The 12,656-nt window shown below is 51.2% G+C and carries 10 protein-coding genes; 5 read left to right on the plus strand and 5 right to left on the minus strand.

The genetic code is table 11. From position 1 onward, the window contains the following. Positions 1-25 precede the first annotated feature (25 nt). From ACZ5M3_RS03190 to ACZ5M3_RS03210, 5 genes are all read right to left on the minus strand, one after another. Positions 26-1,159, minus strand: coding sequence for a thiamine ABC transporter substrate-binding protein (locus tag ACZ5M3_RS03190; protein ID WP_464840242.1), 1,134 nt, complete (start codon positions 1,157-1,159; stop codon positions 26-28). Positions 1,160-1,268: 109 nt separating this feature from the next. Continuing rightward, positions 1,269-2,210: a calcium/sodium antiporter gene (locus ACZ5M3_RS03195; RefSeq protein ID WP_464840243.1), complete on the minus strand. Its 942-nt coding sequence runs from the start codon at positions 2,208-2,210 to the stop codon at positions 1,269-1,271. A 41-nt stretch (positions 2,211-2,251) separates the two neighbouring features. After that, a complete protein-coding gene (locus tag ACZ5M3_RS03200; RefSeq protein ID WP_464840244.1) occupies positions 2,252-2,767 on the minus strand; it encodes a TIGR00288 family NYN domain-containing protein in 516 nt (171 codons plus the stop codon). Beyond that, the gene (locus ACZ5M3_RS03205; protein WP_464840245.1) at positions 2,764-3,273 is read right to left on the minus strand and encodes a TIGR00288 family NYN domain-containing protein; all 510 of its coding nucleotides are present in this window, start codon (positions 3,271-3,273) and stop codon (positions 2,764-2,766) included. Before ACZ5M3_RS03205 ends, ACZ5M3_RS03200 begins: the two co-directional genes overlap by 4 nt. Positions 3,274-3,352: 79 nt before the next feature. Further along, positions 3,353-5,788 (minus strand): tRNA(Met) cytidine acetyltransferase TmcA, encoded by a 2,436-nt coding sequence (locus tag ACZ5M3_RS03210; protein WP_464840246.1) that lies wholly within the window; start codon positions 5,786-5,788, stop codon positions 3,353-3,355. Between the two features lie 555 nt (positions 5,789-6,343). Between ACZ5M3_RS03210 and ACZ5M3_RS03215 the strand changes: the two genes are divergently transcribed. From ACZ5M3_RS03215 to ACZ5M3_RS03235, 5 genes are all read left to right on the plus strand, one after another. Continuing rightward, positions 6,344-7,849: a radical SAM protein gene (locus tag ACZ5M3_RS03215; RefSeq protein ID WP_464840247.1), complete on the plus strand. Its 1,506-nt coding sequence runs from the start codon at positions 6,344-6,346 to the stop codon at positions 7,847-7,849. Then, entirely contained in the window at positions 7,830-9,047 is a 1,218-nt protein-coding gene (locus ACZ5M3_RS03220; RefSeq protein ID WP_464840248.1) for a hypothetical protein, read from the plus strand. The genes ACZ5M3_RS03215 and ACZ5M3_RS03220 overlap by 20 nt, the downstream gene beginning before the upstream one ends. Continuing rightward, positions 9,044-9,712, plus strand: coding sequence for an ABC-2 transporter permease (locus ACZ5M3_RS03225; RefSeq protein ID WP_464840249.1), 669 nt, complete (start codon positions 9,044-9,046; stop codon positions 9,710-9,712). The genes ACZ5M3_RS03220 and ACZ5M3_RS03225 overlap by 4 nt, the downstream gene beginning before the upstream one ends. Positions 9,713-9,722: 10 nt before the next feature. After that, positions 9,723-10,628, plus strand: coding sequence for an ABC transporter ATP-binding protein (locus ACZ5M3_RS03230; RefSeq protein WP_464840250.1), 906 nt, complete (start codon positions 9,723-9,725; stop codon positions 10,626-10,628). 83 nt (positions 10,629-10,711) lie between these two features. Continuing rightward, entirely contained in the window at positions 10,712-12,607 is a 1,896-nt protein-coding gene (locus ACZ5M3_RS03235) for a dipeptidyl-peptidase 5 (RefSeq protein ID WP_464840251.1), read from the plus strand. Positions 12,608-12,656 lie beyond the last annotated feature (49 nt).

Here is a 12,656-nt window from a genome sequence, read left to right on the forward strand (position 1 = left end):
GGAACGTTAAAGAGAAAAGAAAAGCTCACCTCCTCCTGAGGAGGAGTGGTACCAGGGCAAGACCGACCACCAGAGCCGGGCCGCAGATTCCGTTGTTCTCCTCGGAGGCCGTTGTGGTGGTCTTTCCGAGTATCTCGTCCGGACTCTTGCCCTCTATCATGAGTGCTGTCCACTGCTTGAGCCAGAGGTCGTAGTTGTTCTCGATATCCTTGGGGTCAACGGTCACGGGCTTGTCTATCTTCACCGCGTATTTGAAAACCTCCGGGGTCTGAACGTTTTTGTTGACGGGGTACATCCACTGGTTGAGCGGGAGCTTCTCCTGGGCCTCCTCGCTTATGAGGAACTCGATGAACTTCTTTGCCAGCTCCGGGTGCTTGGCGCCCTTGACTATTCCGGCGCCCTCTATCTGGAGGTAGTTGCCCTCCTTAAACGCCACGGCACCGACGTTGGTGTTGTTGTCGTAGTAAACAGTCGCAGCGGGAGATGTGGCGTAGCTTAGGACGAGCGGGTATTCACCCTTGGTGAAGGCGTTCCAGGCAGCGCTCCAGCCCTCGACTATCTGGACATTGTTCTTCTTGAGCTTCTCCCAGTAGTTCAGCCAGTCGTCACCGTAGACCGCTATCGTCCAGAGGAGAAAGGCCATTCCCGGCGAGCTGGTGCGCGGGTCTTCGATTATCAGCTTGCCCTTCCACTCCGGCTTGGTGAGGTCTTCGAGACTTGCCGGCGGGTTCTGAACCATGTCCTTGCGGTAGTTTATCGCTATGAAGCCGTAGTCGTAGGGGGTGAGGTGGAACGTCGGGTCAAAGCTGTCGATTATCCACTGGGGGATAACATCGGCGTTGGCCGGTCTGTACGGCTCAAGTATTCCCGCATCAATTGCCTTGGCCATGTAGCTGTTGTCTATGCCCACCACAACGTCCGCCTGGGGGTTGTCCTTCTCAAGGATTAGCCTGTTGAGAACCTCACCGGCATCGCCGATGAGGACGAGGTTCACCTTGACGCCGTACTTCTGCTCAAAAATCGGGACGATCTCCTTCATCCACCACTCTATGCTGTCGTAGGAGTAGACCGTCAGCTGCTCCTGGGCTTTAACGGGCTTTGCCGCCCAGAGGGCACCGAGGAGCAGGAAGGTGAGCAACAGGGTGGCAAGCTTTCTCATTTTTCCACCTCCATGAACGGGTTTTGGGTTTTCATAAAGGGGTAATAGACGGGATTAAAAAGCTTTGCGCCCCAGAACTGTGCCCTTGACTTCAGAAAAATAGATGGAATCAGCCCTGCGGCAGGTGGACGCCGCCGGTCAGGTAGACGTAGAGGAAGTAGGAGTAAATCGCCAGCAGTATTCCGCCGGTGAGCCTGTCTATTCTGCCGGTGAAGCGAAGGACTGCCGTCAGTATGGCCATGACCAAAAGGGTCAGCGGCAGCGTGAAGGTGTAGATCGTGGAGTCGACGTATATCGGGTTTATGAGCGCCGCTATCCCTATGACCATGAGGATGTCGAGGATGTTCGCCCCTATTATGTTGCCGACGCTTATGTTTGGGAGCCGCTTGAGGGTGGCCGTGAGGGAGTTGGCCATCTCCGGCAGGGAGGTTCCAATCGAGACCATCGTGAGACCTATGACGACCTCGGGGACTCCGAAGGCCCGCGCCATAGTGACGGCGCTGTCCACTACGAGCTTCGCACCGGTCACTACGAGGACCCCGCTCCCGAACATTATGAGGGCATCCCTCTTTGGGTTTCCGCGCCCGCCCTCCGGGAGCTCCTCAAGCGTCATATGCTTCCGGTAGAGGTAGTACAGAAAGCCGAAGTATATCAGTATCAGGCTCGCCCCGTCAAGGCGGCTTATCCTGCCGTCGTACATCAGGAGGCCCGCGTATGCCGTGACGGCTATCATGAAGAGGGAGTTCTTCCAGGCGGTCTTCTCCACCTTCAGGGGGCGGAGCAGGGAGGACACACCGAGGATCAGGGCGATATTCGCGAGGGCACTTCCAATCGCGTTTCCCAGCGCTATGTCGGGCTTCCCCTGGTAGGACGATATCGCCGAGACGGTGACTTCCGGCAGGGTGGTGGCTATGCTGGCCAGAACGAGCGCTATGATGAACTCGCTCACCCCGAAGCCCTTCGCTACACGCGAGGCGGCTTCAACAAAATAGTCGCTCCCCTTGATGAGCAGGACGAGGCCGAGCGCGAATAGTATTATTTCAACTATCACTTTCTCCCACCAGAATAGGGCTGGAAAGAGGGCTTAAAAGTTTATTTGAACTCATGGGCTTCACCCTTGCCCTCCATCTTGATGACGTAGTCGGCCGCGTTCTGGAGTGCAACCGAGAAGCCGGGCTCCACGCCGATGACTATGGTCTCCTTTCCCCTGCGCTTTGCCTCGTTGACTATCGGGAGGAAGTCGGCGTCCCTGGTGGCCAGGGCTATTACGTCCACGTCGGAGTTGTAGATGAGCTCCATGGCCTCTATAGCGATCCTCACGTCGGTGTCCCCTGCCACTATGATTGGCTCCAGCCCCTGGTTGACGACCGCCTCTATGAGCCCCTGCGGAGCGTACTGGTTGAGGACGACCTTAGCAACGCGGAGCTTCCCGATCCTCTCAAGGGCGTCGATTATGTCCTCCAGCTTTATCCCGAACTCCTTTCGCAGGATGTTCGGGCCGTCTATGATGAGGCCTATGCTCCTCTTCTTCCTTGGCTTTTCCGGGGTGCTGACTTCTTTGACCTCTTTTTCCCCGCGCCTGAGAACCCTAAAAAATCGCTCCTTCATCTCTCCTCACCGCCCTCAAGGATTATGGTGTAGTCTGCCGCATGCTTCAGTGCCGCCGAAAAACCCGGCTCAATGCCAATTACGATGGTTTCCTTGCCCTTTTCTTTGGCCTTGAGAATCACCGGCAGGAACTCGGCGTTCCGGGTTGCCAGGGCAATCACGTCGATGTTGGGGTTGTATATCTCCCTCATCGCCTCGACGGCGAGCTTGACACCCGTCTCACCTGAGACGACGATGGCCTCAAAGCCCTGGTTCGATACCGCCTCTATGAGCCCCTGCGGAGCGTACTGGTTCAGTATCACCTTGGAGACCCTGAGGTCGCCCAGTCCCTCCAGGGCCTCAACTATGTCCTCCAGCTTGACCCCGAACTCCTTTCTGAGGATGTTTGGACCGTCAATGAGCAGTGCTATCCTCTTACCCCTGCCTATCTTTCGCCTCATCGTTCCTATGCTCCTCATGCCATCCTTCGTTATCGAAATTATCTTCCCCCAGTTGCCGCCCGGCATAGGAGTCACCGTTGGAATGGATAAACCACCGATACATCAAGGAGACTACGTATCAATCCTATAAAAAGTTAGTTTAAGGTTAGGAAATGATCCTCTTGTAATAGTACCAGAGGCCCCTTATAATATCGCGCACCTCTATCATCGTGAAGGTTTCGGTTCTGTCGATTAGCCTTGCCGTTTCCTCCCAGCTGTGTCCCTGGAGAATCCTGTAGATCAGCAGCTTTATCTGCCTCTCGTCGAGGTAGGGCTTCATCCAGCCGTCGAGGAAGTAGAGCTTAACGATGGGCTTAACGGCGTCAACCACGGTATCGTAGGTGAGAACCTTGCCGGTGAAGGCATCAAGGCGCTTTTTCTGAACCTCCGTGAGGTGAATCGGATAATCAACGGCCTCCCCGAAGGGCGTCTCGAAGAGCCACCTGACGATCTCAGGCTCAACCTCACGGTGGGTATCGGCAAGCCATTCCGTGAGCCTTATCCTGAACTCGTCGTTGGCCCTGCGGATGAGCTTCTTCGCCCTCTCGCTTATCGGCTTGAGGACTATGGCGGTAAACTCGCCGCTCACGGGGTTTCTTGCCGGGCTCAGGTGGACGACGGCAAAGCCGTTCCTGACCCAGAAGCGGACGAGCTCCTCGCTCGCTCCAAAGCCCGAACCGATCCAGTCGAGGCCCTTCTCACGCGCTTCCTTTTCAAGGAGCTCCAGTGCCTTGCTTCCGAGACCCATGTCCATCGCGTCCGGGTGGGTGGCGATTCTGACTATCCTGTACCCCCTCAGCTTTGCGAACTCCTTCGCCATGTGGTGCTTGACCATCATGTCGGGGATAATATTGCCGCGCGGCTTGTAGCCCTTCGCCATCTTCTCGATAACTTTCTTTGGAATGTTGCCCTCCTCCGCTATCTGGAGGGCGGTCACTATCTTGCCGTTCTTCAGCCGCAGGACCCTCGCCCTGTGGTGCGGCGCGTCCGCGAGCAAAGCCACGTCGCTCGGCCTGTTGCGGTAGTGTGCGAGTATATAGATGCCGACGAAGTTCCTCAGATCCTCCCTGTCGTTCTCGAACCAGTCATCGAGGTCGGGCTCCTCGAAGTAGACCTCCCCCTCCTTTATCAGCTCGTAGTCCTCATCGGTGAGCTCAACCGGCTCGGCATCGAGCAGGAGGACGTCGAAGAGCCACTTCTCGATGGGATCGTTTTCCGCGTAGCGGATCGGCTCCTCCATGTGGAGCTCCCTGAAGGAGCGCCTCTCCCGGGCCTTCTTGAGGAACTTGACGGAGAAGCCCCTACCCGCTCCCTCATAGCCGTGGATCGTGGAGGAGTAAACCACGCGCGGCTTGTCCAGGTACCTGTGGAGTATCGGCACGTGGATTCCTGCCGCTTCGTCGAGTATGTACAGGTCGGCGGTCTTTTTGTAACCCTCTGCCGGGGGATAGTACCTCAGGCCTATCTTCCGGGCGTACAGTTCTTTGATCAGGCCCCTCTCTTCGATGACGTGCGGCTTGAAGCCGAGCTTCTGAAGGGCACGCTTGGCGAAGCGGAAAAGGGCCTGAACGTTCTCCGGCTCTGGGGCTGTGACGACGATGCGCGTCCTCTTGCCCAGGGCTAAAGCCAGACCTATGGCGGCAATTCCAACGGAAACGCTCTTTCCCCTTCCGCGGTCGGCGGTGATGACGAGCATGCCCTCCTCCTCAACCAGCTCCTCAAAGGCCCTGAGGACTTCAACCTGCCCCTCGGTGAGGGCCATCTCGTAGAGCTCGCGCGGGAAGAGGGCCTCCTCCGGAATCGGCACGCCTCTTCTGGCCTTAATCTTTGCTTGGCTCTTGTTCCTCTTCGGCTTCTTCTTGGCCTTTCCGTTCTCTGTTATTATGTAGATGCCCTCGTGCTCCGTGAACTTCCGGATGAGCCGCCGGTTGAAGCGCTTCTTGACGTCGTCTATGGTATAGGGAGGTGTGACGAGGCTCTTGTGGAAGCCCGTCCACATGTCGCGCCACTTCTTGAAGGGGTGGGCGAGGATGAAGATGAGCCCGCCGCCGCGGACGGTTTCTATGATCCTCCCGAGGTCGTTCGGCGAGTAGTCGTAGCTCATGTCCAGAACGAGCAGGTCGTACGTCCTCCCGAGGATGTCGCGGGTGTGCTTGAAGGTCACTGCCTTGACCTCGGCGTTTCCTCCAGCTAAAACGTCGAAGTGCTTCCTGAAGGCCTCGTAGCGCTTTCTTCCAAAGGTTTCCTCGCCGAGAGCGTCTGTGGCGTAGAGAACCTCTATTCTGCCCTCGCTCTCGTCCCTCAGCCTTTTCTTCATCAGCTCGTCAAGAACCGAATCCAGAACCCTCGCCGAAGCACCCGCAAGAATTCCGGCCAGCTCGGCCTTTTTGGGGGTGTCCCCCTCGATCACTATCATTCTCCTGTGAAACTTCTCAAGCGCCTGAGCCAGGGCCGTCTCGGTGAGCCTGAGAACATCGTCCTTAACCTTCTCGCTTTTAGCGTAGTCTCTCACTTCCTTATCAAAGCGGACCTTGACGGTCATAGCGACCCCTCCCGGATAAAAGGGAGAAGGGGGATTTAAAAAGATGGTGATTGATATGGGGAAACTGCATTGCACGTATGAAGCCTCCAAAGGTCTAAGAGACCTAGAGACATGTGTTCGAGGGCTATTACATTGAGGTCGGCTCAGATACCTCTTACTCTCCTCTCGCAGCATTTCTAGATGTTTACCCTTTAAAATACAATCGTGTGATTAAAATATAATCCTAAAGAATTAAAGTGGCCCCAATTTCACAACTCCAAAACTATTAGTGGTATAGTTGTTCTATCATATTATAACATGATGAACAATAACATCTTATAAAGATTTTAAACTTTAGGTTATTAACATTACATTTACGAAGATCTTAAATTAATATTATCTAATGCCAATTGGTGATTCCCCATGGGATGGCTATGTTATGCGGCTTGTGCAGCAGGTTGTGTTGGAGGATGCGGGGCCGTATGCTACATAACAGGGGCAACAGCAACGTTTGTAAGTTCTCAAGCGGCGATGGCAGGGGCAACAGCCTATGCATATGAACACTGAGGTGAAAAAATGCCAAATTTTGTCCACTCTTCTATTTTTTTCACAAGCGAGAGTGGCAACATATACCTATTCGATGACATAACGGGCTTTGTAATTCAGCTTCCTCGTCCAATTAGTTCAGATATTCAGCGTATCCTGAACAGTAAAACCCCAATAGAAGCCCTAACAATGTTGCAAAGACAGAGATCCAAAAATAACAACTATTCTGAGGTGTACAGGATGATAGAGATACTTATCTCCCGCTTTGGAGCATTCTATCGGCCTCTTCGCCCTAGAGGGCTAATGGAGATAACGGATGAACATTTAGAGTATTTAATCCTAAAAGATGGTCTGTATGAATTGTTCCTCGAAGTTACAAATAGCTGTAATTTTAGGTGCAGATATTGTGTATTTGGGGACACATACAAAGACTTTAGGAACCACGGTAAGTCTTTTATGAAAGTTAACATAGCATTAAAAGCTATTGATTTGTATTTTGAGTATTTACAGGAGGGAGCTCTTTTAAATCCACAGAGGGAACCAACAGTCGCATTTTACGGGGGAGAACCCCTTCTTAATTTTAAACTTATTAAAGCTTGTGTTCAGCACATTAAGCAATACTATTCAAACGAATTTGAGACTAGGTATACTATCACAACCAACGGAGCTTTAATAAGCAAAAAAGTCGCAGAATTTCTCGTTAAGAATAATTTTGATGTATCTATAAGCCTTGACGGCCCCAAAGAGGAACATGACAGGAATAGGATTTTGTCCAATGGAAAGGGCACTTTCGGGTTGGTTATGAGGGGGATACAAAATCTTAAGGAGGCTCAGAGAAAACACGGATCTGAAAAGGAGTGTTTCGCGCTGGTAACTTATGATGTGAGATCAAATTTACACGAGATAGCAAGGTTCTTTGATAATGATTCACCGATACGTCCGATATTTGCTAACCCTGTTCGCTCTCTGGGCACCACATATTATTCAAGTTTTAACATGGAGGATTATAAAAACTACAAGAGTATGCTGGATGATCTTTTTAATGAATTTCTCCGGAGTTTAAAAGACGGTAGGAACTCGACATTCCTTGAAATTCTGTTCGGAAGTCCGGGGTCTTTAATGTTTTACAGGAATACACTAAGCCGCAGCAATCCACTAACGGCCTTTACCTCAACATGCATCCCGGGATTTAAATTGTACGTCACTACAAACGGAGATATACAAGTCTGTGAGCGAGCTCCATCCAGTACAACAATAGGGGACGTAAAACGGGGCTTGGATATCTCAAAGATAAAAGAACTTCTTCGAGAGTATGCGGAGATGGTAAATAATAAGTGTCAGTACTGCAATATTGCTCATAGCTGTTCCAGGTGTTTTGCGTACCTGAACTCTGAAGACTGTAATACATTCAGAGACTGGATAATTGAAGGGCTAAAGACAGCTTTCACTATCTATGAGGTCAATCCTGAATATTTTGAAAGGAGACTGGAATTGTTAAACGAAAGAGGGGGATTTTATGGCCCTGAAGATGTTTAAAACATACCCATGGGTGTACTGTTACAGAGGAACAAATGGGATCACTCTTTATGATTGGCTGAATAAGAGATTACTAAATTTGGATATTCAAGATGCAAAAATCTTTGATGAACTATTAAAGGGAGTTCCGGAGGAGTACATTCATACTCAGTCAGAGTTTCTGGACAAATTAAAAAATTACGGTTTTATATCTGGGGAGGATCTTTACTTGGACACTTTTGTACTGGGTTCTAGGCTTCAAAAGGCGATGAAATTCATAAATATGTTTCAAATACAGAGGCTTGACCTACTGTTTACAACATCATGCGAGCTTTATGAACTCTGTCCGTTACGCAAAGCCGATACTGTGTCACACATCTGCGAATCATGCATCGGATGCACAAAAAATCCTTCCCAAGAGAACCATAAACAGGACATCCAATACATAACAACCATGATTAGAATATTTAGGCCATTAATCGTAAGTCTAAGTGGTGGGGAGCTTTTTACTGACATTACGATAATGGATGATATCCTGTCGAAACTCACAGATCTAGAATATCCTAAAATAGTAGTTCTTATAATGCCAGCACATGCAATTATTAAGTTCAAAGAGGTAATCATTGAGTACAACCACAGATTAACGCAGAACAATAAGACTCTAACTCTCACTGCTGTACTGCTTGATTCTAGCCCTCATTGGGCAACTAAAGTGTCTTACATTTGCAACGCCATTAACATACCATCTAACATTGTTATATACACAGATTTAAAACACCCGTCTTTAACACCATCGAACTTTAGTGCTGGGAAGGTCAACATAACCTGGACCTTTTATTCAAACAGCAAGCAGATAGATACAAGTGATTTAGCAAGATTTCTCAGGAGAGTTCCCAAAAGTTCGTACCTTTTCACTCAGATTTCCATCGAGGATCTAACGATATCACTGGAACACAACTATGCTCCCTGCCTATATGGCAATTTGTGCATATCAATACCCAATGGATACATAGCTCCATGCAAGGGCTATTCTCCTCATTATACTGAGAGCAGGCTAGGTAGAAAAGAACTTCAGAAGATCATTTTATCCTGGTCGGACCCCTGTCGAGAGTGCTCCCTAAAAGGAGCATGCCGGATGTGCCGAACGGTAATTCATTGTATGAAAGTTACCCCACAAACCTGCCCAATATGGAATAATGTCTTGGAGGGTGAAAGATGAACACATTGAAGACACAAATTTTGGAAGAGCTTCGTTACATAACAAGACAGATCGGTCTGTATTTTGTTTTAATACCCTTCATGACTGCGGTTCTCTACTGGATGGCAAGCCTGAATCCAATTCCGGCCGAACAGGTCATCGGCAGCCTCAGCATCTCACTACCGATACTCCTCTCCCTATTTTTTAGTACTCCTGTTGCCCAGGAAAAACTGCTCGGGATTCATGAACTGCTTCTCAGTCTTCCACTTGGTCCATCCCGTATTGTCCTCGTTAAGACTACTGCGAGTTTCGTACTCGGGCTCGTGGGGATAATCGTTGGGGGTGTTGTGGGCTGGGTACTTACAGTGCATCTGGGCAATCCCATTAGCATCGACCAAATCGCCTTTGGAGTTATTCTGGCCAGCCCCCTGCTGTTCAGTTTTACCTCCCTCGTGATCCTTACAACGTTCCTACTGCATTCGCGGTACCTTGACATTGCAAAGGGAGGTATTGCATTCACGGCTTTCTTTGCTCCATTATACGTTCCAAAGTATCTCGGTAGGGGTCTTTCGGCATCATTGGGGCTCATAATCTCGGGCTTTCTCTCTGTTGGAGCTTTGTTAGTAGTATATATGATATTCAGGCACTTTGGGAAGGCTCTCAGTGAAAAAATGGTTCTGGTATGAGGTGGGCCCAATGATAGAACTTGATAGTGTGAGGAAGTCCATAAAAGGAAAGGACGTCCTTATGGATATCAGCATTAAGATAAAACCCGGCGAAATCCATGCGTATCTCGGCCACAACGGAGCAGGCAAAACCACAACTTTTCGCCTCATTCTAGGCCTCCTAATTCCGGACTCCGGCAAAGTCAGAGTCCTGGGAACAAATCCTGCAGAGGATCCCAAGGTTAGGGGCCAAGTAGGTTACCTCCCTGAATACGACTTCCTCTATCCGGGACTGTCCGTGTGGGATAACCTTAAACGCTATGCCTTACTCAAAGGAGCCTATGACCAAGGAGAGCTCAGAGAACTGCTTGAAGTATTTGAAATACGAGAGTACTCTCGAAAAAAAGTTTCAGCCCTTTCAAGCGGAACAAAGAGGCGTGTGGCAATAGCCAGGACGTTTATTGGAAGTCCTAAGGTACTCCTGCTTGATGAACCAACTAGGGGACTCGATCCCGCATGGAGGTTTAAGTTTAAGGGTATTTTAAGAGAGTATGTTGAAAAAGAGAAGGCATCTGTACTGTTTTCCACCCATATTCTGAGTGATGTTGATGAAATGTGCGACAAGCTTACGGTTATTAAAAAAGGAGGGATCCTGTTCAGTGGGAACATTCAAGAGTTCAAAAGCATAGCTCCAAAAGGTAAGGGGGTTGTGATTCGGGTTCGCGAAACTGAAAAAGCCACAAAGGTGCTAAAAGCTGAAGGTTATTTCCCAGAGGTCATCAAAGGTCACATAGTCATACAAAACGCGGAACCAGCAGAGGTTAATGCATTGTTAGTTATCAGGGGAATAACCGTTGAAGAGATAAAACTCAGAGAACCCAGTCTGGAGGAGCTCTATTCCACGCTACACACCATAGGAACTGGCCGTTCTGTCTGATTTACCGTTTTCTATTATCCTCGATACCCATCGAAACGCTAAGCTTTTATACGAAAAAGACCGATTGTTCTCGGTGAGTCTAAATGGCAAAGGGCCTAACCGAGAAAGACCTCGGAAAGTTCAAGCTGGTCGGGAACATCGACGCCTACAGGAGAAGGCTCGTTTTTCAAGTTACAGAGATAAGCGTCGAGAAGGACGACTACTTTTCAAGGCTCTACCTCTACGACGGCAGAAAGGTCAAGCCTTTCACCTCTGGAAAGAAGGACGGGAACCCGAGATTTTCTCCGGACGGGAAGCTTATCGCGTTCACATCCAAGCGCGACAGGGAGAGCAAGGAGGCCGAGCTCTACATCATCCCCACCGACGGCGGCGAGGCGAGGCTCTTAACCAAGTTCAAGTACGGCATCAAAAACCTCCGCTTCACCGAGGACGGGAAGGGTATAGCGGTCGTCACGCCGATAGACGTCGAGAGGCAGAAAGACGACGTCCACGTCATCAGGGAGATCCCATTCTGGTTCAACGGCGTCGGCTGGGTCTACGGGAAGAGGAGCGTGGTCTATCTCGTTGACCTTGAGACCGGCAGGAAGAGGCGCATAACGCCGAAGAACCTCGATGTATCGCAGGTTCGCTTCCACAACGGCAAGCTTTACTTCATCGCCCAGGAAGACCGCGAGAGGAACCCGATGGTGAGCGACCTCTACGTCCTTGAGGGCAGGAAGGCGAGAAGGCTCACGCCGGGGAAGTGGAGCGTGAGCGACTTCATTCCGCTCGACGACGGGACGTTCATCCTCAAGGCCAACACCCGCGAGCGCGGGATTCCCACGAACACCCACATCTACCACTACGACCAGGGGAGTGGCGAGCTTAGAAAGCTCACGGCCGACCTCGACCGTTCGGCCTACAACTCCCTCAACTGCGACGTGCGCGGGAGCCAGAGGGCGGAGCTGGTCTTTAAGAACGGCTGGGTCTACTACGTCGCCACGGACGGCCCGAGGGCGAACCTGTTCAGGGTCAATCTCGCCGGGAAGATCGAGCGCGTCATCGGCGGCGACAGAAGCGTCGAGAGCTTCGCAATCGGCGACTACATAGCCTTCACCGCCCAGGACGCGGTTACACCAACGGAGCTGTACCTCCTCCGCGAGGGGAAGGAGAGAAAGCTCACCGACTTCAACGGCTGGATTAAGGAGTATGAGCTTTCAGAGCCAGAGCACTTCAAGGTTAAGGCCAGTGATGGGGCCGAGATAGACGCCTGGGTAATGAAGCCGGTGAACTTTGAACCCGGAAAGAAGTATCCGGCCGTTCTGGAGATCCACGGCGGGCCTAAGACGGCCTACGGCTGCTCCTTCATGCACGAGTTCCATGTCCTGACCGCCAAGGGCTTCGTCGTGATATTCTCCAACCCCAGAGGAAGCGACGGCTACGGGGAAGAATTTGCGGACATAAGGGAGCACTACGGGGAGAGGGACTATCAGGATCTGATGGAGGTCGTTGATGAGGCCGTCAAGCGCTTCGACTTCATAGATGGGGAGAGGATAGGCGTCACCGGCGGCTCCTACGGGGGCTTCATGACGAACTGGATAGTCGGCCACACCAATCGCTTTAAAGCCGCAGTAACTCAGCGTTCCATTTCCAACTGGGTGAGCTTCTTTGGCACAACGGACATCGGCTACTTCTTCGCGCCCGATCAGATTGGAGGAGATCCGTGGAGCAACGGTGACGGCTACTGGGAGAAGAGCCCGCTGAAGTACGCGCCGAACGTTGAAACGCCGCTCCTCATAATCCACTCGACCGAGGACTACCGGTGCTGGCTCCCGGAGGCACTCCAGTTCTACACCGCCCTGAAGTACCTTGGCAAAACGGTGGAGCTCGCGATATTCCCGGGAGAGAACCACGACCTCAGCAGGGGCGGGAAGCCGAAGCACAGGGTGAGAAGGCTTGAGCTGATAGCCGGGTGGATGGAGAGGTGGCTTAAGGGTTAGCTTTTCTCTCATCTCCCTTTTCGCTGAAATAGAAGAGGGAACGGACTTA

The organism is Thermococcus coalescens, assembly GCF_055392585.1.

What these genes read in the sequence shown, in the direction of transcription:
- ACZ5M3_RS03190 (WP_464840242.1), bottom strand. Translation starts at nt 1,159, where the DNA reads ATGAGAAAGCTTGCCACCCTGTTGCTCACCTTCCTGCTCCTCGGTGCC.
- ACZ5M3_RS03200 (WP_464840244.1), bottom strand. Translation starts at nt 2,767, where the DNA reads ATGAAGGAGCGATTTTTTAGGGTTCTCAGGCGCGGGGAAAAAGAGGTC.
- ACZ5M3_RS03205 (WP_464840245.1), bottom strand. Translation starts at nt 3,273, where the DNA reads ATGCCGGGCGGCAACTGGGGGAAGATAATTTCGATAACGAAGGATGGC.
- ACZ5M3_RS03210 (WP_464840246.1), bottom strand. Translation starts at nt 5,788, where the DNA reads ATGACCGTCAAGGTCCGCTTTGATAAGGAAGTGAGAGACTACGCTAAA.
- ACZ5M3_RS03215 (WP_464840247.1), top strand. Translation starts at nt 6,344, where the DNA reads ATGCCAAATTTTGTCCACTCTTCTATTTTTTTCACAAGCGAGAGTGGC.
- ACZ5M3_RS03220 (WP_464840248.1), top strand. Translation starts at nt 7,830, where the DNA reads ATGGCCCTGAAGATGTTTAAAACATACCCATGGGTGTACTGTTACAGA.
- ACZ5M3_RS03225 (WP_464840249.1), top strand. Translation starts at nt 9,044, where the DNA reads ATGAACACATTGAAGACACAAATTTTGGAAGAGCTTCGTTACATAACA.
- ACZ5M3_RS03230 (WP_464840250.1), top strand. Translation starts at nt 9,723, where the DNA reads ATGATAGAACTTGATAGTGTGAGGAAGTCCATAAAAGGAAAGGACGTC.
- ACZ5M3_RS03235 (WP_464840251.1), top strand. Translation starts at nt 10,712, where the DNA reads ATGGCAAAGGGCCTAACCGAGAAAGACCTCGGAAAGTTCAAGCTGGTC.